The sequence below is a fragment of the Halorubrum sp. GN11_10-6_MGM genome, from assembly GCF_005435165.1.
Lineage (GTDB): Archaea > Halobacteriota > Halobacteria > Halobacteriales > Haloferacaceae > Halorubrum.
This window is the reverse complement of the sequence record NZ_SGUC01000001.1, coordinates 186,913-208,755: the sequence shown is the minus strand read 5'-3', so window position 1 is coordinate 208,755 and position 21,843 is coordinate 186,913. Positions and strand designations below refer to the sequence as shown.

The 21,843-nt window shown below is 69.3% G+C and carries 24 protein-coding genes; 13 read left to right on the top strand and 11 right to left on the bottom strand.

The window, feature by feature from the left end:
• The first annotated feature begins 49 nt into the window (after window positions 1–49).
• Window positions 50–964, top strand: a complete 915-nt coding sequence (locus EXE46_RS01025; protein WP_137686644.1) for a hypothetical protein — start codon at window positions 50–52, stop codon at window positions 962–964.
• 28 nt (window positions 965–992) lie between these two features.
• On the opposite strand, the gene EXE46_RS01020 is transcribed toward EXE46_RS01025, so the two are convergent.
• A complete protein-coding gene (locus EXE46_RS01020; protein WP_137686643.1) occupies window positions 993–1,571 on the bottom strand; it encodes a hypothetical protein in 579 nt (192 codons plus the stop codon).
• An 85-nt stretch (window positions 1,572–1,656) separates the two neighbouring features.
• Between EXE46_RS01020 and EXE46_RS01015 the strand changes: the two genes are divergently transcribed.
• The 4 genes from EXE46_RS01015 (at window position 1,657) to EXE46_RS01000 (ending at window position 5,146) form a co-directional block, all read left to right on the top strand.
• Window positions 1,657–2,835, top strand: a complete 1,179-nt coding sequence (locus EXE46_RS01015; RefSeq protein WP_158413918.1) for an NAD(P)/FAD-dependent oxidoreductase — start codon at window positions 1,657–1,659, stop codon at window positions 2,833–2,835.
• Between the two features lie 89 nt (window positions 2,836–2,924).
• The gene (locus EXE46_RS01010) at window positions 2,925–3,878 is read left to right on the top strand and encodes a hypothetical protein (RefSeq protein ID WP_137686641.1); all 954 of its coding nucleotides are present in this window, start codon (window positions 2,925–2,927) and stop codon (window positions 3,876–3,878) included.
• Between the two features lie 123 nt (window positions 3,879–4,001).
• On the top strand, window positions 4,002–4,574 hold the full coding sequence (locus EXE46_RS01005; RefSeq protein ID WP_137686640.1) for a magnesium transporter: 573 nt from the start codon (window positions 4,002–4,004) through the stop codon (window positions 4,572–4,574).
• Window positions 4,575–4,630: 56 nt separating this feature from the next.
• Complete coding sequence (locus EXE46_RS01000) at window positions 4,631–5,146, top strand: magnesium transporter (protein WP_394348174.1); 516 nt, start codon at window positions 4,631–4,633, stop codon at window positions 5,144–5,146.
• A 48-nt stretch (window positions 5,147–5,194) separates the two neighbouring features.
• Here the strand turns inward: EXE46_RS01000 and EXE46_RS00995 are convergent, their stop codons facing one another.
• On the bottom strand, window positions 5,195–5,638 hold the full coding sequence (locus tag EXE46_RS00995; protein ID WP_137686638.1) for a DUF2391 family protein: 444 nt from the start codon (window positions 5,636–5,638) through the stop codon (window positions 5,195–5,197).
• A 66-nt stretch (window positions 5,639–5,704) separates the two neighbouring features.
• On the opposite strand from EXE46_RS00995, the gene EXE46_RS00990 reads away from it, so the two are divergent.
• On the top strand, window positions 5,705–6,382 hold the full coding sequence (locus EXE46_RS00990; RefSeq protein ID WP_137686637.1) for a class I SAM-dependent methyltransferase: 678 nt from the start codon (window positions 5,705–5,707) through the stop codon (window positions 6,380–6,382).
• A gap of 83 nt (window positions 6,383–6,465) precedes the next feature.
• Here EXE46_RS00990 and EXE46_RS00985 read toward each other — a convergent pair whose 3' ends face one another.
• Window positions 6,466–6,900 carry a hypothetical protein gene (locus EXE46_RS00985; RefSeq protein ID WP_137686636.1) on the bottom strand — a complete coding sequence of 145 codons (435 nt, stop codon included), beginning with the start codon at window positions 6,898–6,900 and terminating at the stop codon, window positions 6,466–6,468.
• Window positions 6,901–7,461: 561 nt separating this feature from the next.
• Between EXE46_RS00985 and EXE46_RS00980 the strand changes: the two genes are divergently transcribed.
• The 4 genes from EXE46_RS00980 (at window position 7,462) to EXE46_RS00960 (ending at window position 13,671) form a co-directional block, all read left to right on the top strand.
• A complete protein-coding gene (locus tag EXE46_RS00980; RefSeq protein ID WP_137686635.1) occupies window positions 7,462–9,927 on the top strand; it encodes an ATP-dependent DNA helicase in 2,466 nt (821 codons plus the stop codon).
• Window positions 9,924–10,544 carry a KEOPS complex subunit Cgi121 gene (cgi121, locus tag EXE46_RS00975; RefSeq protein ID WP_137686634.1) on the top strand — a complete coding sequence of 207 codons (621 nt, stop codon included), beginning with the start codon at window positions 9,924–9,926 and terminating at the stop codon, window positions 10,542–10,544. The genes EXE46_RS00980 and cgi121 overlap by 4 nt, the downstream gene beginning before the upstream one ends.
• A 334-nt stretch (window positions 10,545–10,878) precedes the next feature.
• Window positions 10,879–11,472, top strand: coding sequence for an IMP cyclohydrolase (locus EXE46_RS00965; protein WP_137686633.1), 594 nt, complete (start codon window positions 10,879–10,881; stop codon window positions 11,470–11,472).
• A 60-nt stretch (window positions 11,473–11,532) separates the two neighbouring features.
• A complete protein-coding gene (locus EXE46_RS00960) occupies window positions 11,533–13,671 on the top strand; it encodes a S9 family peptidase (protein WP_137686632.1) in 2,139 nt (712 codons plus the stop codon).
• Window positions 13,672–13,687: 16 nt separating this feature from the next.
• Here EXE46_RS00960 and EXE46_RS00955 read toward each other — a convergent pair whose 3' ends face one another.
• The 4 genes from EXE46_RS00955 to EXE46_RS00940 all read right to left on the bottom strand — a co-directional run bounded on the left by EXE46_RS00955 (window position 13,688) and on the right by EXE46_RS00940 (window position 15,485).
• Window positions 13,688–14,062, bottom strand: coding sequence for a helix-turn-helix domain-containing protein (locus tag EXE46_RS00955; protein WP_137686631.1), 375 nt, complete (start codon window positions 14,060–14,062; stop codon window positions 13,688–13,690).
• 63 nt (window positions 14,063–14,125) lie between these two features.
• Window positions 14,126–14,365, bottom strand: coding sequence for a hypothetical protein (locus EXE46_RS00950; RefSeq protein WP_137686630.1), 240 nt, complete (start codon window positions 14,363–14,365; stop codon window positions 14,126–14,128).
• A 79-nt stretch (window positions 14,366–14,444) separates the two neighbouring features.
• Window positions 14,445–15,131 (bottom strand): DUF5828 family protein, encoded by a 687-nt coding sequence (locus tag EXE46_RS00945; protein ID WP_137686629.1) that lies wholly within the window; start codon window positions 15,129–15,131, stop codon window positions 14,445–14,447.
• Window positions 15,132–15,224: 93 nt separating this feature from the next.
• A complete protein-coding gene (locus EXE46_RS00940) occupies window positions 15,225–15,485 on the bottom strand; it encodes a hypothetical protein (RefSeq protein ID WP_137686628.1) in 261 nt (86 codons plus the stop codon).
• 117 nt (window positions 15,486–15,602) lie between these two features.
• Between EXE46_RS00940 and EXE46_RS00935 the strand changes: the two genes are divergently transcribed.
• A complete protein-coding gene (locus EXE46_RS00935; protein ID WP_137686627.1) occupies window positions 15,603–15,983 on the top strand; it encodes a cupin domain-containing protein in 381 nt (126 codons plus the stop codon).
• Window positions 15,976–16,632 carry a hypothetical protein gene (locus tag EXE46_RS00930; protein WP_137686626.1) on the top strand — a complete coding sequence of 219 codons (657 nt, stop codon included), beginning with the start codon at window positions 15,976–15,978 and terminating at the stop codon, window positions 16,630–16,632. Before EXE46_RS00935 ends, EXE46_RS00930 begins: the two co-directional genes overlap by 8 nt.
• A gap of 66 nt (window positions 16,633–16,698) precedes the next feature.
• Here the strand turns inward: EXE46_RS00930 and EXE46_RS00925 are convergent, their stop codons facing one another.
• The 4 genes from EXE46_RS00925 to EXE46_RS00910 form a co-directional block, all read right to left on the bottom strand.
• Window positions 16,699–18,585, bottom strand: a complete 1,887-nt coding sequence (locus tag EXE46_RS00925) for a carbon starvation protein A (protein ID WP_137686625.1) — start codon at window positions 18,583–18,585, stop codon at window positions 16,699–16,701.
• 271 nt (window positions 18,586–18,856) lie between these two features.
• Window positions 18,857–19,810 carry a TRC40/GET3/ArsA family transport-energizing ATPase gene (locus EXE46_RS00920; RefSeq protein ID WP_137686624.1) on the bottom strand — a complete coding sequence of 318 codons (954 nt, stop codon included), beginning with the start codon at window positions 19,808–19,810 and terminating at the stop codon, window positions 18,857–18,859.
• Window positions 19,811–19,838: 28 nt separating this feature from the next.
• Window positions 19,839–20,135, bottom strand: coding sequence for a hypothetical protein (locus EXE46_RS00915; protein ID WP_137686623.1), 297 nt, complete (start codon window positions 20,133–20,135; stop codon window positions 19,839–19,841).
• 96 nt (window positions 20,136–20,231) lie between these two features.
• The gene (locus tag EXE46_RS00910) at window positions 20,232–20,441 is read right to left on the bottom strand and encodes a hypothetical protein (RefSeq protein WP_137686622.1); all 210 of its coding nucleotides are present in this window, start codon (window positions 20,439–20,441) and stop codon (window positions 20,232–20,234) included.
• Between the two features lie 121 nt (window positions 20,442–20,562).
• Between EXE46_RS00910 and EXE46_RS00905 the strand changes: the two genes are divergently transcribed.
• Window positions 20,563–21,822: a GTP-binding protein gene (locus EXE46_RS00905; protein WP_137686621.1), complete on the top strand. Its 1,260-nt coding sequence runs from the start codon at window positions 20,563–20,565 to the stop codon at window positions 21,820–21,822.
• Window positions 21,823–21,843 lie beyond the last annotated feature (21 nt).

Genomic DNA, 21,843 nt, shown 5'->3' with positions numbered 1-21,843 from the left:
TCTCGGCCGTCCTCTCGGTGCTCATCATCCTCTCGTACGTCCTCGGCTGATGTTCTCGTCCCGGGTGCTCGACGACGATCTCGCGGCGGTCCGCGACCGGCACGCCCCGGGGTCGCCCGTCCTCGACGTCGGCTCCGACTTCGAGACGCTCCCGCCGGCCGCCGCGGAGGATCTCGGCCTCTTCGTCGACGCGCTCGACCCCGCGTCGTACCCGGCCGAGTGGCTCCCGGAGGCGGTCCCGGATCTGCTCCGCAAGCACGCGGGACCGGCGTTCACCGTCGGACTGCCGGGCGACGGGACGGTCGTTCGCACCACGCAGACCGACCCGCCGGCGGTCCTCGTCAAGCGACGCGCGGAGGGGACGCCGGACGACTTCCTCGCGTTCCTCGTCGCCGAGCGGCTCGTTCAGATCGGCTGCGAGCCCGCGCCGGACGCCGTCGGCGGCGCCGACACCGCCGCGAACGACGGCGACGCCGACACCGCCGCGAACGACGGCGACGCGCCCGGCCTCCCCGAGTCGTTCCTCCCCTTCTTCGGCGCGCGCTACCGCGACCTCGACGCGGCGATCCGACGCCCGGGCCCGGAGACGGGGGAGTCGACGACCGGGTTCGGTCCGACGGACGTCTTCCAGGTCGCGAACGCGCTGTTCGACGCGTGGGTCGGCCTCCACACTCGCGACGCGTTCGCCTCGTGGGACGGCGAGCACCCTCGGCTGTTCGACGCGTGGGTCGATGCGGGCGATCGGCTCTCCGGTCGGCTCGGGGGGCTCTCCGCCGAGGTCGCGCGCGGCGACACCGACTTCCCGAGCGCGACGGAGTACGCGTGCTCGGCGGTCAAACACGACCTCGACCTCCCGGCGCCGTACGGCGCGCTCGACACGGCCGCGTATCGGGACCGCGGCGCGGCCTACGCGGTCGCGTGGGCGGAGAAGACGTTCGCGGCGCTCGTCGACGACGAGGCGTAGCGGCGCCGTCGCGGTCGGACCCGCTCTTTCAGACGTCGACGGTGACGTTGCCCTCGCCGTCGAGGTCGATGATGCCGTCGAACAGCTCGCGGAACCGGTCGAGCGTCGCGACCTCGTGGACCTCTTCGGAGAGGTGGAAGATGCCGACCGCGTCGTGCTCGTCGAGGAGGTCGAGGATCTCGGCGGCCGCCTCGTACACCGCGTCGTCGTCGGCGTAGTAGGCCATCTCGGTGAGCGAGTCGACCGAGACGCGGCGCTTCCCCTCGTTCTCGGTGAGGAACCGCTCGACGCGGTCGACGACGCCGTCGAGGTCGTCCGGCGCGGAGACGTAGTAGACGTCGTCGGACGTGCGGCGCGAGTAGCCGCGCTCGACGGAGAGCGTGTCGAGGATCGTCGCCTTCGTCTCGTCGACGTCGTAGTACTCCAGCTTCTGTTCGACCTCTCGGGCGGTCGTCCGAGTCGAGACGACGAGGAACGCGTCGGTGTCGGTCTTCAAGAAGTCGGTGTCGATCCGGTCCGTCTCGCCGATGCTCGGGTGGACGAGCAAGAGCCCGGTCCCGCCCGGTATCGTTTCCGGCCCGTTCTCGACGGCGAGGGTGTAGTCCATGGGATCGGCAATCACCGGACCGACTTAACGGTGCGGTCGACGGCCGAATAATTAAGTCAGATCGAGTACAGGTATGGTTGAGCGAATGAGCGACACGTCTCACGGCACATACGACGCCGTCGTCGTCGGTGGGGGGCCCGCGGGCGCGACCGCCGCACACGCGCTCGGGTCGCGCGGACACGACGTACTGATACTCGATAAATCATCATTTCCACGAAAGAAGCTCTGCGGGGGACTCGTGACGTGGAAAACGACGCAGCTGCTCGAACGCGAGTTCGGATGGAACCACGAATCGCTCGGCCCCGAAGACGGATTCGAGTACTCCACCCCCGAGTACGAGGTCCACTTCGACGGTAGCACCGTTAAAAACGGTCGAAGCGAACGACCGTACTATTTCGCGGATCGCCGTGGGTACGACGCGAAGTTGTTCGAAGCGGCCGTCAGCCACGAGACGGTCGATGCCTTGGAAGGTGCCGCTGTAACCGACGTCGACGCGTCGACCGGCGTCGTTTCGCTCGCGGACAGTTCGGTTGTCGAAGGCCGGTACGTCGTCGGCGCCGACGGAGCCCACAGCGTCGTTCGAAACTCGTTGCCCGGATTCGACCGAGAGGCGTGGGGTGACAACCTCGCTATCGCGACCGAGACGTTCGTTCCGCGCGAGGCCGTCGACATCGATCCCGACTCTCTCCTCGTCCACCTCGGTTTCGTCAACTGGGGATACGGATGGGTGTTTCCGAACCGGGACCGCCTCGTCGTCGGAGTCGGGGGACTCAACCGCAAAAACACCGACTCGTTCCGGACGCTTTTGGATCGATACTTCGACAGACTGGGTATCGACGCGGACGCATCGTCAGCCGAGAGTCGACCGATCCCCTTCGGGAACTATCTGACCGAGCCGACGGCGGATCGGGCGATGCTGGTCGGCGACGCGGCAGGTTTCGTCGACGCGATGTCGGGCGAGGGCATCTTTTACGCCCAACGGAGCGGAGAGCTCTGTGCCCACGCGATCGACCGCGCACTCGGGACCGGGAAGTCTGCTCCCCGCCTCTACACTTCGTATCTCGACGAATCCGTGATCCCGGAACTCCGGCTCTCGAAGCTCCTCCGACCACTTCTCTGGGGCGGTCCCTCGGCACTTAGGCGTCCGATCATTCACACTTGGGGGGCGGCGCTCCACCGACAGTGGGAGGAACTCGTCCACGGCACCCGACTGTATCGGTTTCTGCGAAAACGGGGCGACCCTTACCACACCACCTTGCCATGACGGAGCTCCACTCGCAACACTGGGTGACCTCTCGCATCGTTACCGACGCCGACGGTTTCTGGGGACACCCTCTCGTCCGGAGCATTCTGGTGTACGGCACCCCGGCGAACCTGTTCCTCGCGACCGTCGTCCTCCTTCGGGGGGCCGTCATCTCAACGAATTTCCTCGCCGCGATCGCGAGCGGGATCATTTGGCTCAACGCCAGCGGATACCTCATCTGGTACTACGACGAACGGGTGTTGCCTCGGTTCTTTTCGCAGGCGACGTCGCTGTTCACCGACACCGACCGAGTGAAACAGCTCCAAGCGAAGTACGACGCGTTCTTCTCGGAGTATCACCTCATCCCGGTCGTCGTCTGGATCGCGCTGCTCGTGGCCCTGTTCTTCGGTAGCGAACCGTACCTCGTCTCCAACGGCCTGTTCGAAGCGGGGTCGCCGCTCCGGTACCTGTACCTCGGCTCTGTATTTTATCTCGGATACATGTCGGGCGTCGGATTCTCCGGAGTCGTGACGACGATACTCGCCGTCCGCGAACTCCAGGACATCGACCTCAAGGTCGACCCGCTCGATCCGGACGGGCTGGGGGGGCTCAGCACCATCGGGTACTTTTCGATCCGCACCACGCTAACGTTCTCGACCGGATCCCTCCTTCTCCCCCTCGCGTTCATCTTCGTCCGGGGTAACGCACCGCCTTGGCTGGTCTTCGTGATCGTCGCCGGATTCACCGGAACCATTCTCGTCTCGTTCCTGTACCCGACCCGACTGATCAACAAAAAAGCGCAACAACACCGCGACTCCAGATTGGAGGAGCTCCGGAAGGAGTACCGAGAAGCAAAGGCTGATGCGCTGAACTACTCCGAAATACGGTCTGCGGACGAAAACACTGAACTGATAAAACGGATGGAACTGGACAGGGTACGGCAGGAGTACCAAGACTACCAGAATCTACGGCTCTACCCGTTTCAAATAAACATCCTGCTAAAACTGGTTTCTTCGCTCATCCTTCCGATCTTCTTCCTCGTGATCGACTCGTACGTCCTCTGAGTCCACGCCCCCCCTCGTTTCATCTGGAGACGGGCGCCCGCGCCGACCTGCTGTGGTCTTTTTTCAGGCCGGTGCTCAGACCGTCGGTCGGTTTTTTTGCCCCGCCCGTCGTCGGTCCGTTCGATGCCCGGCCACGACTCCGCGCGCGAGGTCTACCGGCAGGCGCTCCCGGTGATCGCGGTGAGTCTGCTCGCCGGGCTGTTCGCGGGGACGATACTCGCCTCCGAGACGATGCGCGCGAACATCGCGGAGGTCCCCGGCCTCCTGCTGTTGCTGCCGGCGTTCCTCGCCACCCGCGGCGGGGTGTACGGCTCGCTCGGCGCCCGCCTCTCGACGGGGCTCCACCAGGGGGTGATCGAGCCCCGGTTCCGGCTGGACCGCCGGCTCACGAACGCCGTCGTCGCCTCCTTCCTCAACGGGATGGCCGTCTCCGTGTTCATCGCGGTCGTCACCTACCTCGCCTTGGTCCTGTTCGGGGACGGCGGGAGCCTCTTCCAGCTGGTCGGCGTGATGGTCGTCGCGGGCTTCCTCTCCGCGGTGCTGATGATCACCGTGCTGATCGCGGTCATCTTCGTCGGCTACCGGCGCGGCCTCGACCCGGACAACGTGATCGGCCCGGTGGTCACGACGCTCGGGGACGTGTTCGGCGTGTTCTTCCTCCTCGTCGGGGTGGCCGCGGTGGGGGCCGTCTCGTGACCGACCCCGAGCCGACCGTGACCGACGAGTGGGCGGTCCGCCGCATCGTCCGGACGATGATCCCGCTTCTGGCCGCGCTGTCGGTGCTTCAGCTCGTCTCCGGGTCGGTGTTACAGACCTACGAGGCGGTCCTCCTCCGGTACCCCGCTCTGCTCGTTCTCGTCCCCGTCCAGATCGGGACGGCCGGCAACCTCGCGTCGATCACCTGCTCGCGGCTCACGACCCAGCTGTACCTCGGGACCTACGAGCTCAGCCCGACCAACCCCGCCCTCCGGGCGAACGCGGGCGCCGTCTTCGCGCTCGCGGCGACCGTCTTCGGTGCGGTCGGGGTCGCCGCGTGGGCCATCGGGCTCGCGCTCGGCGGGTCGCTCGCGCTCGGTCGGGTGCTGCTGATCTCGCTGGTCTCCGGGATGGCGCTCGCCGCGCTCGTCGTCGTCGCCAGCGTCGCCGCCGTCGAAGTCTCCTACCGCGCCGGCCTCAACCCCGACGACACGACGATCCCCGTGGTGACGAACCTCTGTGACATCGCCGGCGTGTTGATCCTCTTCGCGGTCGTCTCGGTCGTGTTGTGAGAGCGTTCGCGGGCCGCGGCGGCGCGACCCCGGCCGCCTCCGCCCGGATCAGAACACGCTGTCGGCGGTCGCCGCGCCGACGACGCTGAAGATCGCTCCGACCGAGACGGCCTTCGCGGTCGTCGCGGCCACCGCGCCGTCCCCGATACCGCCCTCGACGAGGAAGGTGTGCGGCGCGTCGAAGATAAGCGCGAGCAGGAGGACGGAGCCGAACGCCACCGTCATCAGCGAGACGAACCGGGTCGGGATCCCGACGACGTCCGGCTCCTCGTCGGCGTCGCGGCCGGTGTCGGCGCGGTACAGCGCGGCGTACCCGATCAGCCCGACGAGCACGGCCGTCACGGAGGCTTGGATCCAGTGCATCCCCGCGGCGAGCACCCACACCTCCTCGGTGACGACGAACGGCCCCGCGAGCAGGAAGCCGCCGACCGACTGCTGGGCGATGTCGGCCACCCGGAAGCGCGGTCGGCGGAGCGCCCGCGGTCGCTTCATACCCACGCACGGGCGGGGAGCCGGTAAAACACCGCCGCTTTTCACCGCTCTCCTCGTTCGGCCGGTATGAGCGTTCGCGAGGAGTTCGACGAGTGGGCGGCTTCGGGGAAGGACCGCGGCATGGAAGACAGACACTGGCACACTGCGAAACACGTCTTGGCGCGCATGCCGGTCGAAGACGGGGACGCGGTGCTGGATCTGGGCACCGGCTCCGGCTACGCGCTCCGCGCGCTCCGCGAGCGGGGGATCGGGCGCGGCTACGGCCTCGACGGCGCCCCGGAAATGGCGCGCAACGCCCGCGAGTACACCGACGACGACGCGATCGGGTTCCTCGTCGGCGACTTCGACGAACTCCCGTTCGCCGACGACTCGCTCGACGGCGTCTTCTCGATGGAGGCGTTCTACTACGCGAGCGACCCGGTCCACACCCTCGAAGAGGTCCGGCGAGTGCTGAAGCCCGGCGGGACGTTCTACTGCGCCGTCAACTACTTCGAAGAGAGCGAGACGACCCACGCGTGGCAGGAGAACATCTCGGTTGAGATGACGCTGTGGTCTCGTGAGGAGTACCGCGAGGCGTTCCGCGAGGCCGGGCTGTACGTCGCCGAACAGGACGCGATCCCGGACCGAGAGGTGGAGATCCCGGACGCCGACGAGTTCCCGACCGACGGCTACGAGACGCGCGAGGCGATGGTGGATCGGTACCGCACGTGGGGAACGCTGTTGACGGTCGGCGTCGCGCCCTGATTCGGACCGCTACGCCGTTTGAATCCTCGACGGGGGACGAGCCCCGATCCGGTTGCTGTCGGTGGAGCGACCGCGATCTCGGGCTACTGATTCCGTCCCCGGGACCTTCTTCGTGTTGTGGTTCCGGCGACGAACGCGGGTGTGCCGAGGACGACGGCACCGAGGGACCCGCCCGTCAGTGCGAGAGCGACCAGTTCGAGTATGCCCATCGGTTGTCCGATCATTCCGATGCCACCGTAGTTCAGCATGGCACCGAGAATCCCCGCGAGCGCCAGTGCCCAACTGAGGAGCAACCCGCCGTTCGCATAGGCCTGGATAGTGATGAGTACACCGAGGAGGAGGGCATATCCTTCCCACCAGAGGAACAGATGGAACGGCCATTCGAAGCCAGTCAACCCCTTCAATGCGGCAAAGTATCCGAACGAGAGTACGGCCACCGCCACCGCAGCGGCAGCCCACCGTTTGGACGCCGCCGAATCTTTTCCGAGCAGGAGGGCACGGATCCGCGCGGACAACATATCCGCTCCGTGTCCGGCGCACCACAAATAACCCTGCCCGGAAACGAAGCGTTCGCGACTCCTACCGCCCGGTCGTTTCGCACTTCTGTGTCTGAAACCGCCGTTTCGACGGACTCGATAGACGGACACGACCGCCGAAGCCCCAGTCGCTCGTTACGACGCAGATACCGCTGCGGACACGACCGCCGAAGCCCCAGTCGCGAGGGCGGCAGACGCTCGCTGTGCGCCTCGGTCGCTCGTTCCACTCGCTCCCTGCGGTGCTTGCGTCGCCTCTGCCGCCCTCGCGACAGCGAGAATCGAAGATTCTCTGGCAGCCGGCGCTACGCGCCGGCGACTGCCCCTTCGAGTCCCGCCCCGCACCGCACAGCCTCGCGCCTCCCCAGCCTCGTCGGTCGCCGTCGCTTCGCTCCGGCGACCGACTCCCTCGCGCGACGCTCCTCGGCCGCGGTGCGGCCTCGGAGGCGCGCGCCGACTGCGGATATCTGGGTGATGTAGCCCGTTTAAAAACGCCGATCGACGCCTTCCGACGGTTTAAATCGCGTCGGGGACCAGACTCCGGTAATGGAACCGAGTTCGCTCTCCGGGCTCCCCGCGGGCGTCGGCGAGGCGCTCGAAGCGGAGGGCGTCGCGGAGCTGTACCCGCCGCAGGAGGCGGCGGTCGACGCGGGCGTCGCCGACGGCGAGAGCCTCGTCGCGGCCGTCCCGACCGCGTCCGGCAAGACGCTGATCGCGGAGCTGGCGATGCTCTCCTCGATCGAGCGCGGCGGGAAGGCCCTGTACATCGTCCCGCTGCGCGCGCTCGCCAGCGAGAAGAAGGCCGAGTTCGAGCGCTGGGAGGAGTTCGACGTGACGGTCGGCGTCTCGACGGGCAACTACGACTCCGACGGCGAGTGGCTCGCGAGCCGCGACATCATCGTCGCCACCTCGGAGAAGGTCGACTCGCTGATCCGCAACGGCGCCCCGTGGATCGACGACCTGACCTGCGTCGTGAGCGACGAGGTCCACCTCGTCGACGACTCGCACCGCGGCCCCACCCTCGAAGTCACCCTCGCGAAGCTCCGCAAGGTGAACCCCGGCCTCCAGACCGTCGCGCTCTCCGCGACCGTCGGCAACGCCGACGTCATCGCCGACTGGCTCGACGCCGAGCTGGTCGAGTCCGACTGGCGCCCCATCGAACTCCGGACGGGCGTCCACTTCGGCAACGCGATCAACTTCGACGACGGGAGCCAGCGCGAGGTGTCCGTCGAGCGCGGCGAGGACCAGACCGCGCGGCTCGTCGCCGACGCGTTAGACACCGAGGAGGACGGACAGGGCGGCTCCTCGCTCGTCTTCGTCAACTCCCGGCGCAACGCGGAGTCGTCCGCGCGCAAGCTCGGCGAGGTGACGAGTTCCCGGCTCACCGGCGACGAACGCGACCGCCTCCGCGAGCTGGCCGAGGAGATCCGCGGCGTCTCTGACACCGACACCTCCGCGGACCTCGCCGACGCGGTCGAGCGGGGGTCGGCGTTCCACCACGCCGGGCTCGCGAGCGAGCACCGGAGCCTGATCGAGGACGCGTTCCGCGACCGCCTGATCAAGTGCGTCTCCGCGACGCCGACGCTCGCGGCCGGCGTCAACACCCCCGCCCGCCGGGTGATCGTCCGCGACTGGCGCCGCTACGACGGCGAGTTCGGCGGGATGAAACCCCTCGACGTCCTCGAAGTCCACCAGATGTGCGGCCGCGCGGGCCGCCCCGGACTCGACCCCTACGGCGAGGCGGTGCTGCTGGCCAACGACGCCGACACGCAGGAGGAACTGTTCGAGCGGTACGTCTGGGCCGACGCCGAGCCGGTCCGCTCGAAGCTCGCGGCCGAGCCCGCGCTCCGCACCCACGTCCTCGCCACGGTCGCGTCCGGCTTCGCGGCCACCCGCGACGGGCTCCTGTCGTTCCTCGATAACACCCTCTACGCGACCCAGACGAACGACGAGGGGCGCCTCACCGCGGTCACCGACACCGTCCTCAACTACCTCGAAGTCAACGGCTTCGTCGACCGCGACCGCGACGGCGGGACGGAGAGCCTCTCCGCGACCGGGATCGGCCACACCGTCTCCCGGCTCTACCTCGACCCGATGAGTGCGGCCGAGATCCTCGACGGGCTTCGCACGGTCGCCGGCGGCGGGGCGGACGCCGCCGGCTCCGCCGACGCGGCCGGCGAGTTCGTCCCGGCCGACGGCGCCGCTCCGGACCCCGACGCCGACGCGGACGACACCGGGTTCACGACGTACACCCGGGCGGACGACGGGGGAGACGAAACGGAGCCCGAGGCGGCCGAGTCGGACGACGACGCCCCCGAAGTCACCCCGCTCGGCCTCTATCACCTCGTCAGCCGGACGCCGGACACCTACGAGCTGTACCTCAAGTCCGGCGACCGCGAGGCGTACACCGAGGTCTGCTACGAGCGCGAGGGAGAGTTCCTCGGCGACGTCCCCTCCGAGTACGAGGACGTGCGCTTCGAGGACTGGCTCGCCGCGCTGAAGACGGCCCGCCTGCTGGAGGACTGGGCGAACGAGGTGGACGAGGACCGGATCGCGGAGCGGTACGGCGTCGGCCCCGGCGACATCCGCGGGAAGGTCGACACCGCCGAGTGGCTCCTCCGGGCGGCCGAGACGCTCGCGCGCGACGTGGAGGGGATCGACGGCGACGCCGTCGTGCAGGTGCGCGAGGCTCGCAAGCGGCTGGAGTACGGCGTCCGCGAGGAACTGCTCGACCTCGCGGGCGTCCGCAACGTCGGTCGCAAGCGCGCCCGCCGGCTGTACGAGGCGGGCATCGAGAGCCGGGCCGACCTCCGCGAGGCGGACAAGGCGGTCGTGCTCGGCGCGCTCCGCGGCCGCGAGCGCACCGCCGAGCGCATCATGGAGAACGCGGGGCGTGAGGACCCCTCGCTCGACGGCGTCGACCCCGACCGCTCGGCCTCGGCGGCGGCGACCGCGGGCGCGGACGCCGACGGGGACGGCGACGGGCAGGCCAGTCTGGGTGATTTCGGATGACCGGAGCGTCGCCCGGTCCGGGCCGACCGCGGTCGTCGATCGCCGCGGACGAGGCGCCGGCGCCGGTCCCGTCGGTTCGCCTCGTCGCCGGGACGTTCGCGATCGACGACCTCGACGCGTTCCTCGCCGACCTCGACGACGTCGCCGCGGCGACCGGCGCGGTGGTTCAGGCGTTCGACGCCGACCTCGTCGTCTCCGCGACCCAGCTCCGGGAAGCGGTGCGTCTCGCGGCGCGGTCCGTCGCACGCGGCGAGGCGGTCGCGCGCGACCCCGGCGTCGAGATCCTGCTGTACGCGGCCGGCCGCCGACAGATCGACCGCGCGCTCGAACTCGGCGTCTCGGAGGGGGACGGCGCCGCGGTCGTCCTCGTCGCGGAGTTCGGCGACGTGCCCGGTGCGGATCGCCCGTCGGCCGACCTCGACGCGGCCGTCGAGTCGGTTCGGACGCTCGCCGCCGATCCCGGCGACGAACCGGACGGCGACGCGCTCCCGACCGCGTTCGATCCCGACCGCGTCCGCGAGTTCTACGGCGTCACCGACCGCGAACTCGCCGCGACGACCGGGAGCCTCGCCGACGTCGTCCGCGAGCGCGCCGCGCTGCTGGACGTCGAGAAGTGATCGGACGGTCGCACACCGCCGATCGCCACCCCTTCGTTTCGACTGGAAACCGCATGACGTGGGCGCCACTCGGGTCCAGTCGAAGCGAGACGCGAGAGAAGTAGTCCATCCTGGATTCGAACCAGGGTCGTTGCCCCCAGAAGGCAACAGGATTGGCCACTCCCCCAATGGACTGCGCACTCATCGATAACCCGTACGTGTTTGTAAGCGTTGCGCGTTGCGCCCGCCGTGCGATCAGTTGACGATGTCGCCTCGCGCCGGCGAACCGTACCTGCCGGATCGCGTTCGTGTGTATATCGACGCGTTTTAATCGAGAGAATCCGCACGAAGATGTATGTACGTCGGACGATTCGTCGTCGTTGCGCCCGGGATCGGCGGATACCGCGTCTCCTCGCGCTCGTTCCCGAACCGCCGGGTCCGCGACCGCGGGGGGACGCTCACCGTCGGTCCGACCGCGGACGCGCCCGAGACCGACAATCCGTACGTCTCGTACAACTGTACCCGAGCGGTCGAGACGCCGACCGGCGAGCCGCTGGCGGTCCTCGGAAACGGCTCGCACGTCGACCCGATCGCGGAGAAGCTCGAACTGGGATACCCCGCTCGCGACGCGCTCGCGTCGGCGCTGCTCGCGCTCGACTACGAGAAGGACGACTACGACACGCCCCGCGTCGCCGGCGTGGTCGGCGCCGACGCGGCGACGATGGGCACCGTCCGCCGCGACGCGCTGCTTGTCGAGGCCGTCGACGAGCCGACCGTCGTCGCGACCTACGAGACGGACTCGCCCGAGCCCTACGACCTGACCGCGACCGACGCCTCGGGAGTCGCGACCGAGCTGCTCGGCGCCGACCTCGAACACCCGGTCTGCGCCGCCGGCGCGACCGTCGACCCCGACGGCGTCGCGCTCGCGTTCGACAACGGCGGCGACTGAGTCGACCCGACGCCTTTCCGGCTCCCGACGCCTTTTGCCTCCCCCGACCGACTGACGCGCATGGAGCCGATCACCGCGGCCGACTACCACGACATCGCCGTGCCGTCCGACCCCCGGATCTCGCCGGACGGCGACCGCGTCGCCTTCGTGCGCCGACAGCCGACCGACGACGAGGAGTACGAGACGACGGTGTACGTCGTCGACGCCGACGGCGACGACGATCCGCGCCGGCTCACCCTCTCCGAGGGGTCCGACGCGGAGCCGCGCTGGAGCCCCTCCGGCGACCGAATCGCCTTCACCTCCACCCGCGGCGCGGCCGACGACCGCCAGCAGCTGTGGGTCCTCCCGCTCGACGGCGGCGAGGCCCGCCGCGTCACCGACGTCGTCGGCGGCGTCTCGCAGATCGCGTGGTCGCCGGACGGCGAGCGGATCGCGTTCGTCCAGTCGGTGACGGCGGACGACCGCGAGGCCGACCGCGACCTCGCGGTGCCGGACGAGTACGAGCCTGACGAGCACCCGGACCCGCGCGTCATCGACCGGACCGTCTACCGGGCCGCCGAGCGGTACTTCGACGGCCGGCGCCCCGGCGTCTACGTCGTCGACGCGGACGCGACGGTCGGGGGCGTCACCGATCCCGACCCGGCCGAGTCCGGGGCGATCACCCGCGTCACCGACCGTGACGCCGACTTCGCCGCCCCGTCGTGGGGCGACGGCGACACGCTGTACTACACCGAGGCGGTCGGCGACGACCCGGACGACTCCGTCGAGATCGCGATCCGCGCACACGACCTCGCGACCGGCGAGGCGGAGCGCGTCCACACCACGACCGGGTGGGGGGCCGACCTCGCCGCGACCGCGGACGGCCGCGTCGCGTTCACCCACGCGGAGCCGGACCAGGTGTCGATGCAGCCGACCGACCTCCGCGTCCTCGACGTCGAGTCGGGAACCGTCACCGATCTCACCGGCGACATCGACCGAGGACTCGGCCGGGAGACCTCTCCCCAGTGGGGCCCGGACGAGGAGACGATCTACTTCGCGACCCCCGACGAGGGGAAGACGGCGCTGTGGCACGTCCCCGCCGACGGGAGCGCCGAGCCCGAGCGCCTGCTCCGACCCGGCACCGTCTCGGGCGCGACCGTCGGCGGCGAGAGCGACGCGGGCCCGGGGTCCGTCACCGTCGCGTTCGCCGCCAGCGAGTGGGACCACCCGGGCGACGCGTTCGCGTACGACGCGGCGGCCGACGAGACGACCCGCCTGACCGAGCTGAACGCAGAGTTCCTCGCCGAGCGCGCGGTGGGCGAGCCCGAAGAGCTCCGCTTCGAGTCCGACGGCGTCGAGATTCAGGGGTGGCTGCTGACGCCGCCGGCCGGAGTCGACGCCGCTGGGCAGGGCGGCGATGCGACCGTGGGGGACGCCGACGAGTCGTACCCGCTCGCCGTCGAGATCCACGGCGGCCCCCACGCGATGTGGTCGACGTCGGGGACGATGTGGCACGAGTTCCAGACGCTCGCGGCTCGCGGCTACGCCGTCTTCTGGTCCAACCCGCGCGGCTCGACCGGTTACGGCGAGGCGTTCTCCCAGGCGATCGAGCGCGACTGGGGTGCGGTCACCCTCTCGGACGTGATGGCGGGCGTCGAGACGGTCGCCGACCGCCCGGAGATCGACGCGTCGAACGCCTTCGTCACCGGCGGCTCCTTCGGCGGGTTCATGACCTCGTGGGCGGTCGGCCAGACCGACTACTTCCGCGCGGCCGTCGCCCAGCGCGGCGTCTACGACCTCACCGGCTTCTACGGCTCGACCGACGCCGCCTACAAGCTCGTCGAGGGCGACTTCGACACGGTGCCCTCCGAGGAGCCCGAGTGGCTCTGGGAGCAGTCGCCGACCGGTCACGCCGACGCGGTCGACACGCCCACCCTCCTGATCCACTCCGAGGACGACACGCGGACCCCGATCTGTACGGCGGAGCTGTACCACCGGCTCCTGCGCAAGAACGGCGTCGACACGCGGTTCGTCAGGTACCCCCGCGAGGGTCACGAGCTCTCCCGGTCCGGCGAGCCCGCGCACGTCGTCGACCGCATCGAGCGCATCGCCCGCTGGTTCGACGGCTACTCCGAGTACCACGACGCCGAGCGCGCGCTCGACCGCCCGGAGGACGACGGGCTGACCGCGGGCGAGGCGTCCGAGGAATCGGCCGATTAGGGGTCTTCGTCCCGGCTCAGCGCGCGTCGGGATCGAATCCGTCGATGGCGTCGTGGACGTCTGCGACCCACTCGTCGAGCGCGTCGTGGAGGCGGCGCTTGGCCTCCGGCACCGGGATCGCGGTGTACTGATAGACGTAGCCGCCGGAGTCGAGCAGTCGCCGCCGTCGCTCGACGAGCCCCTTCTCGCGGAGCGTCGACAGCGACCGGTTCACGTTCGATCGGTCCCGGTCGAGGGCGTCGGCGAGCTCCGAGACGGTGCTGCCCGGGTATTCGAGCAGTTCGAGGTACGCGCGGCTCTCGTGGTCGCGGACGCCGAAGACACAGGAGAGGACGTGTTCGAAGGAAGGAGAGGTATCACCGACGAGGTCCTCGATTTCGGGATCGCTCATGCGGGCCGATTCGCGCGCGGCGAGGTTAAATGTCGGTTTCTGTGGCCCGATCGGCGCCGACCGTCATTCCTCGGCGGCGTATCCCATCTGGTCGATACAGCCGCGCATCCCCGACTCGTCCGCGTGCCGGTGGAGGTTCGTCGGCGTGTCGCAGTGGTACGTCTCTCCGTCGTAGCGGAGGGCGACCTCGTGGCTGGCGCCGGCGACCTCGACGTCGACGAGGATCCGCTGGCCGTCGTTGAGCGCGTCGATGAGTTCGTCGACGGGCAGCTCGCCCGCCTCCACTCGGAGTACCTCGCTCATGGGCGCGATTCGTCGGTCAGCGAGTTAAAGCCGACCGATGTGTCTCGACGCGCGGCACGCGCCGCCGCCTCGGCTTCGATCACGTCGTCGTCGAGTCCGGGCCGCCCTCCTCGGCGGGCGGCTCGACGCCCTCGGCGGCCGCGACGTCTTCGGTCCGCTTCTCGGCCTCGACGTGCCAGCGGTCGATCTCCGACTCGTACTCGCCGAGGATCGCCGACACCTCGCCTTTCAGCCCGTCGTCGTTGACGTTCACCTCGAAGACGAACGTCTCGCCGTCCTCTGCGCGGGCGACCTCCTGAATGTTTGCGCTGACAAGCTCGTTGTCGAAGTAGTACGGCGCCATCTGGGTCATCACGTTCCGGTAGACGGCGTCTTCCACCTTCCGGAGCGCCTTCCGGCTCGCCGAGTCGGCCGCGCGGGCGACGTGTTCGATCGACTCGCCCCAGCGCTCGCGGGCGCTCTCGGTGTCGTTCTCCTCCACCTTCTCGTAGGACTCGGTGAGCTTCTCTCCGGCCGTCTGGAGGTCGTCGCCCGGCGACTTCCCCGCGCGCTCGCCCTCCCCCTCGTCGACGGACGCCTGCGCCGCGGTCTTCTCCGAGACGTCCTCGTCGATGCGCTCGTGGGACTTGGGTCGCCACTCGTCGAACTCGTAGTAGGCGTCGCCGTCGACGCCGACCTCCCGGAGCGCTAAGGCGATCCGCTCGCCGTGCTCGACGACGTCGCCCCAGTCGCCGCGCACTTTGAACCCGGAGATGCTCTCTTCCATCGGTTGTCCCCGATACGGCGCGAACGCGTATAAGTCTCTCCGAACTGACGTGAGTCGGTGCGCCGACAACCGACGTGAGCCGGTGCGCCGACCTTACTTCCCGTACGCGATCCGCCGGCCGAGCTCGTTTATCCGCTCTTTGAGGTCGCCGAGGAACCCGGCGGGCGAGACCCGCCGGAGCGACGACTCGTCCACCTCGATCCGCTCGCCGGCGAACGGGTCGCGCTCGGCGCGCTCCTCGGGCGACTTGTCGTCGGTCACGGCCCCGACGACGGTCGACATCGAACACCGACCGCACGCCTCCGCCGTGATCTCCGGGTCGACCGCCGCCTCGTGATCGGTGTCGTCTGTCATACACCCTCACACACGGCGTTCTCGCACTTAAAACCGCGCCTCAGGGCCGCTGGTCGAGCTCTCGTCGGGTCCGACGCTCCCGACGCCCTTTTCACTCCCTCCGTGGAATGCGTTCACATGGGATATCGCGTCGTCGACGTCGACTCGGTCGACCCCGAACCGGACCGCCCCTGCGAGTGCCGAAAGCTGTCCGACCCAGGCGGTCTCGACGCCGCGGCGATCAACCGCTTCAGGGCAGATCCCGGCGAGCAGCTCCCGCTGGCGTATCACCACCACGAGACGCAACAGGAGGCGTTCTACGTCCTCGACGGGACGCTCGCCGTCGAGACGCCCGAGCGCACCTACGAGGTCCCGGCCGACGACCTGTTCGTCGTGGACCCCGAGAGCCCGCAGCGCGCGTACAACCCGGCCGACGCCGAGGGGCCGGTGACCGTGCTCGCGATCGGCGCTCCCCCGGCCGACGGGGACGCGGTCGCGTACGATCCCGGCGATGAGTGAGGGCGCCGACCCGGCCGGGGACGGCGACGCGACCCTCGGCGAGGGGGAGCGCCGCGACCCCGAGGAGCTGCCGGCGGAGATCCGCGAGGCGGTCCCCGACTACGACGACGAGTACCTCGACCGGGTCTCCGACCGGCTGATGTACAGCTACGACCTCGCCCGCGACGCCGCCGTCGGCGGCGAGCGGTTCGAGATGACCGCCGAGATGCGGGTGCGCAACCAGAAGCAGTTCCTCCACCCGGCGATGAGCTACGCGGACCACGACATGCGCGAGTTCGTCTTCGTCCGCCGCGTGACGACCCCCGGCGTCGGGGAGATCGAGCGCCTGGTCGAGTTCGCCCACGACGTCGCCGACGAGCGCATCGACGCCCACGAAGAGCACTACGGGACCGACGTCACCGTCGTGCTCGTCGCCGACCGGATCCCCGACGACGTCGCCGACTTCGTCGCGGGGTTCCGCGACCGCACCCTGCTGAAGTTCGGCTACTACGGCCACTACGAGGTGAACCTCGTTGTCGTCGCGCCGGAGCGAGAGGCGCTCGTCGCCAGCGAGAGCGCCGACACCGCCGCCGCGTTCCGGCTGTGGGAACGCGTCGACCCCCCGGACGAGGGGTTCTTCTCGCGGTTCGCCAAGCGCTTCTGGCGCTGACCGCCGCTCGGCGGTCCCGTTCGCGTTCAAAAATGAAACCGCGGTCGTCGGTCCCGCGACCGCCGATCAGTCGTCGCTCGGTTCGGCCGCGGGGTCGCTCCCGCCCCGGACGCTCGTGATGTTGCCGTAGCCGATGCGCACGAGCGACAGCGCGAGGTAGATGAGCACGAACGCCAGGCCCATCTGTACCACCGCGGATATCTGTCCGGCCAGCGCGGTGACGTTCCCGAGGATGAGTTTCTGGTACAGGTTGTCCCACAGCGCGACCCACGAGAGCCCGAGCACGGTGATCGTCACCATGATCGCCATCGGGACGCCGGTCGAGACGAGCTGTTTGGACTTGTCCCAGTTCGCGAGCCAGACCGTCGCGGTCAGGAGCGCGAGCGCCGCGAGCAGCTGGTTCGCACCGCCGAACAGCGCCCACAGGGTGACCCACTCGCCGGAGACGACCAGCGCGTAGGCGACCAGCGACACGACGATGGGGTTCGTGTAGCGACCTTTCGCGAAGCTACCGAGGTCGGACGAGAAGCCCGTGGTCGTGCCGCTCCCGGTCGTCCCGACGATCTCTTCCATCATGTACCGGCCGAGCCGCGCCGCGGTGTCGGTCGAGGTGAGCAGGAAGCTCACCAGGACGAGCGCCATGAACGGCGCGCCGAAGGCCTGCGGAATCCCGAGGCTGGTGAGGATGATCCCCCCGCCGGTCGCGAAGTTCGGCAGCGCGCCGCCGATGCCGCCGCCGGCGGCCGCCGTGGTCGCGCCGGCCACCGCGAGCGTCGAGATGGCGACGGACGCGAGTAACCCCTCACCGAGCATCCCGCCGTAGCCGATGAGGCGGGCGTCGCTCTCCTTGTTCAGCTGCTTCGCCGTGGTGCCCGACGACACCAGCGAGTGGAACCCGCTGATCGTCCCGCAGGCGATCGTCACGAACAACAGCGGGAACAGCGGCGTTATCCCTCCGGTTTCGCGGGCGAGCTCGCTCCCGAAGAAGCCCATGTACGCCCCGATCGAGGGGTCGATCGTCAGCGGCTGCGCGGAGGTGCCGAGCAGCGTCCCGACGATGATCGCCAGGAGCGCCCCGCCGACGCCGGAGTACAGCAGGAACGACGACAGGTAGTCGCGCGGCTGGAGCAGCACCCACACCGGGAGCGCGCTTGCGACCGTCGCGTAGACGAGGATGACCGGCACCCACGCGGCGACGTTCGGCTGGAGGATGGCGTCGGCGCTCATCACGGCGCCGGGGAGCCAGGCGCCGTTCCCGAGGAAGTCCAGCAGCACGATGGTTCCCGCGGGGTAGGCGCCGCTCTCGACCGCCGGGAACAGCGCGACCGGGTACTGGATGCCCAGCCAGACGCCCGCGAACACGCCGGCGACGAACACCACCGTCCCCGGCAGGAACGGCCCGTCGAGCTGGTAGAGGTAGACGCCGAACGCGAGCGCGAGCGCGATGTAGACGAGGCTCGCGGTCGCGGCGGACGGGAACGCGTTCAACACGATGCCGACGACCAGGGCGAACACCGCCACCACGAGGATGATGGTGAGGAACGCGAACCACAGCAGCATGTTCTTGCCCCGCTCGCCGACGTACTCGCCGATGATGTAGCCGATCGACTTCCCCTCGTGGCGCATCGAGCCCGAGAGCGAGATGAAGTCGTGGACGGCCCCCATCAGCGGGTTCCCGATGGCGACCCACAAAAGCGCCGGGACCCATCCCCAGATGGCCCCGGCGGTGATCGGGCCGATGATCGGCGCGCCGCCCGCGATACTCGAGAAGTGATGCCCCAGTAGCACCGGCTTCTTGGCCGGTACGTACTCCTGTCCGTCCTCGTACTTGTGCGCTGGCGTCTCCCGGTCGTCGTCGAGGTCGACGAACCGAGAGAGGTACCGCGAGTACCCCATGTATCCCACGGTGAACGTACTGAGCACGGCGACGACGATCCAAATTACACTTGTCATAGGTTCCCTGCCTCGTGGTATCGGTTCACTATGTTCAACTTAAACGTTACTTTCGTTCATGACGTTTCCCGGGACGACGCGGCGTTTCGGCCGATCTCACCGCGGGAGCCCGGTTTTTTCCCTCTACTGTCCGGTAAAATTCGCGTCGATCGGCCGCCGATGCCCCTCGCGCGCGCCTCCCGTCGGTCGCGCGCGGTCCGACGGGGAATTCGCATCGCCGCCGAACCGCGCGCTGCGGGGCCGTGTTCCTCGCGTCTCCCGCGGCGATCCCTCACGTCTCCACGTCCAGCGACGCGGCGACGTCGGCCAGCACGTCGCCGCGGACCTCCGTCGTTCGCGACTCGATCTCGGCGACGAGCGGCGGGTCGAACCCCTCCCTGACCTGCGCCAGCCGGTCGCGCTCGGTCTCGACCTTCTCGCGGAGGTAGCGCGCGCCCCTCCCCGTCTCGTCGTCGTCCGGCGACGGCGTGAGCTTGTTCGCGACGAGCCCCCGGACGCGCAGGTCGCGGTCGGTGAACCCCTCGATAGCGCGGGCCGTCTCGTTGACGGAGAGCTGGTCGGGGTTGAACACGAGGAAGAAGGCGGCGTCGGAGCGCATCGTCTCGCCGGCGTACTCGAAGAACTCCTTGCGCTTCTGGAGCCGCTCGATCACCGGGTCGCCCTCCAGCAGGCGCCGCGGCTCCATGTCGCCGACGGCGGCCTTCTCGAACAGGTCGATCGACTGCTTGCGCTTGTACAACAGCCGGTCTATCCAGTCGCCGAGGAACTCCGGCAGCCCGAGCAGCCGCAGCGTCGATCCGGTGGGTGCGGTGTCGAAGACGACGCGGTCGTACGGATCGCTCTCCGTGCGCATCACGTCGACGAACGCGTCGAACAGCGCCGACTCGTACGCGCCGGGCGTCCCGTGGGACATCTCCAGCTGACGGTTGATCTCCGAGACCATCGCCGCCGACACCTGCTCGGAGAGCGCCTCGCGGATCTCGTCTAAGTGCCGTTGCATCTCGTCTTCGGGGTCTATTTCCATCGCGTCGAGCCCGTCGACGCCGTCGACCGACTCGGGCTCGTCGCCGAACCCCTGGTCGAACACGTCCGACACCGAGTGCGCCGGGTCCGTCGAGACGACGAGCGTCCGGACCCCGTCGCGCGCGCAGCGGTGGGCGTACGCGCAGGAGACGGTGGTCTTTCCGACCCCGCCCTTGCCGCCGAAGAAGACGAACTGCTCCATCAGTCGCGGAGTGAGCGTCGGTCCGTCATCAGAAGTGGTACTGCTGCCCCTTCCGCTCTATCAGCGTCTCGCGGTCCCACAGCCGCCGCTCCCACGCCTCGAACTCGTCTTCGAGGTACGGGAGCAGCTCGGCGGTGTAGTACGACACCGGCGACGGAATCCCGAACGCGTCCGGGAAACACGCCAGCATGAACTCGTCTTCGGTGTCCTCGGCCTCCTTCTCGATCTTCTCGTAGGCCGGGTGCGTGATCATCCCGTGATACAGGCCCCGAGCCCACTCTTCGAGGAGCGCCCGGAACCGCTCGATCCGCTCTGCTACTGTCATCATTTCTCATGACTCCCGTCCCGTGTTAAAACCTGTCGCGGTCGAGGCGGGAAAACGCGGATTCGGGGCGGGGGTTGCCCCCCGTCGCGTCGAGCGTCAGGCGGCGTTGCCGTCCGGGAGTTCGCTCGCCGATTCGTCGGACTCGCCGTCCTCGGCGTCGTCCAGTTCCGGTCGGTCGTCGTCGCCGGGGCTCGGACTGTGGATGTCGCTGTTGAGCGCTCCCCAGACGAGATACAGCATCGCGGCGACCATCAGCACCGTCATCGTGATGCTGACCAGCGAGACGGTAGCGGCGGACAGAACCATGTCCCGAGTTCGACGACCACAGCCTATCAACGTATCGGCTCGGACCGGCCTCGACTCGCTTTCGACCCCCCTTCGCGGACGCCGCCGGGAGCTTGAAGAGCGTCGTGGCCGATCGGCCCGTATGGACGACCGCATCCCGGTGACCGTGCTCTCCGGGAGCCTCGGAGCCGGCAAGACGACGCTTCTGAACCACCTGCTCGCGAACGCGGGCGACCGCGACGTCGCGGTCCTCGTCAACGACATGGGCGACGTCAACGTCGACGCGGACCTGATCGCCGAGGGGTCCGAGGTCGACGTCGAGGGCGTCACGGAGCTGTCGAACGGCTGTATCTGCTGTGAGCTTCAGGACGACTTGGAGTCGGCGGTGGTGCGGCTCGCGAACGAGCGCTCGTTCGACAACCTCGTCGTCGAGTCCTCGGGGATCTCCGAGCCCGCCCCCGTCGCCCGCCTGTTCACGACCGAGTCGCGCGCGGCGGCCCGCTACCGCGTCGACGCGCTGGTGACCGTGATCGACACGCGGCAGTTCCTCGACGCCTTCGCGGGCGACGAGACGCCGGAGCGCCGCGTCGATCCGGACGCGGGCGCCGAGAGCGCCGGTTCCGAGAGCGACGGCGACGCCGACCGCCCGCTCTCGGACCTCCTCGTCGAGCAGGTCGAGGTGTCGAACCTCGTGGTGTGTAACAAGGCGGACCTCTGTACCGACGCGGAGACCGACGAGGCGGTCGAGCTCGTAGGGGCGCTCCAGCCCGACGCGGAGACGGTCGTCGCGGAGTTCTCCGCGGTCGACCCGGACCGGATCCTCGACGTCGGGACGTTCGACGAGCGGGAACTGGGCGACCTCCCCGGCTGGAAGCGGGCGCTCGCAGACGACCAACACGGGGAAACAGAGGGCGCCCACCGCCACCCCGACGAGGTGTACGGCGTCACCTCGTTCACCTACCGCCGCCGGCGACCGTTCCACCCGGACCGGATCGCCGCGCTCCTCCGGGATCTCCCGGCCGACGTGGTCCGCTCGAAGGGGACGCTGTGGGTGGCCGGGACCGACCAGCGCCAGCAGGTCGGACAGGCGGCGCGGTCGGTCCGCGTCACCGCGCTCGGACCGTGGATCGCGAGCCTCCCGCCGGTCGAGCGCGACATGCTCCGCTCGAACCGCCCCGACCTCGACTGGGACGACGAGCGCGGCGACCGCCTGACCGAGTACGTCGTCATCGGGACCGGCGTCGACGAGGACGCGCTCGTCTCGCGGCTCGACGACGCGCTCCTCACCGACGACGAGCTCGCCGCGCTCGGGAGTCCGGGCGTCGGTGACGACCCGGCCGACGCGGACCCCGACCCGTTCCCCACCGAACAGGGCGACGAGGTCGCGCTCCGCGAGCCCTGAGCCTCTCCGGCGGCTCTCGCG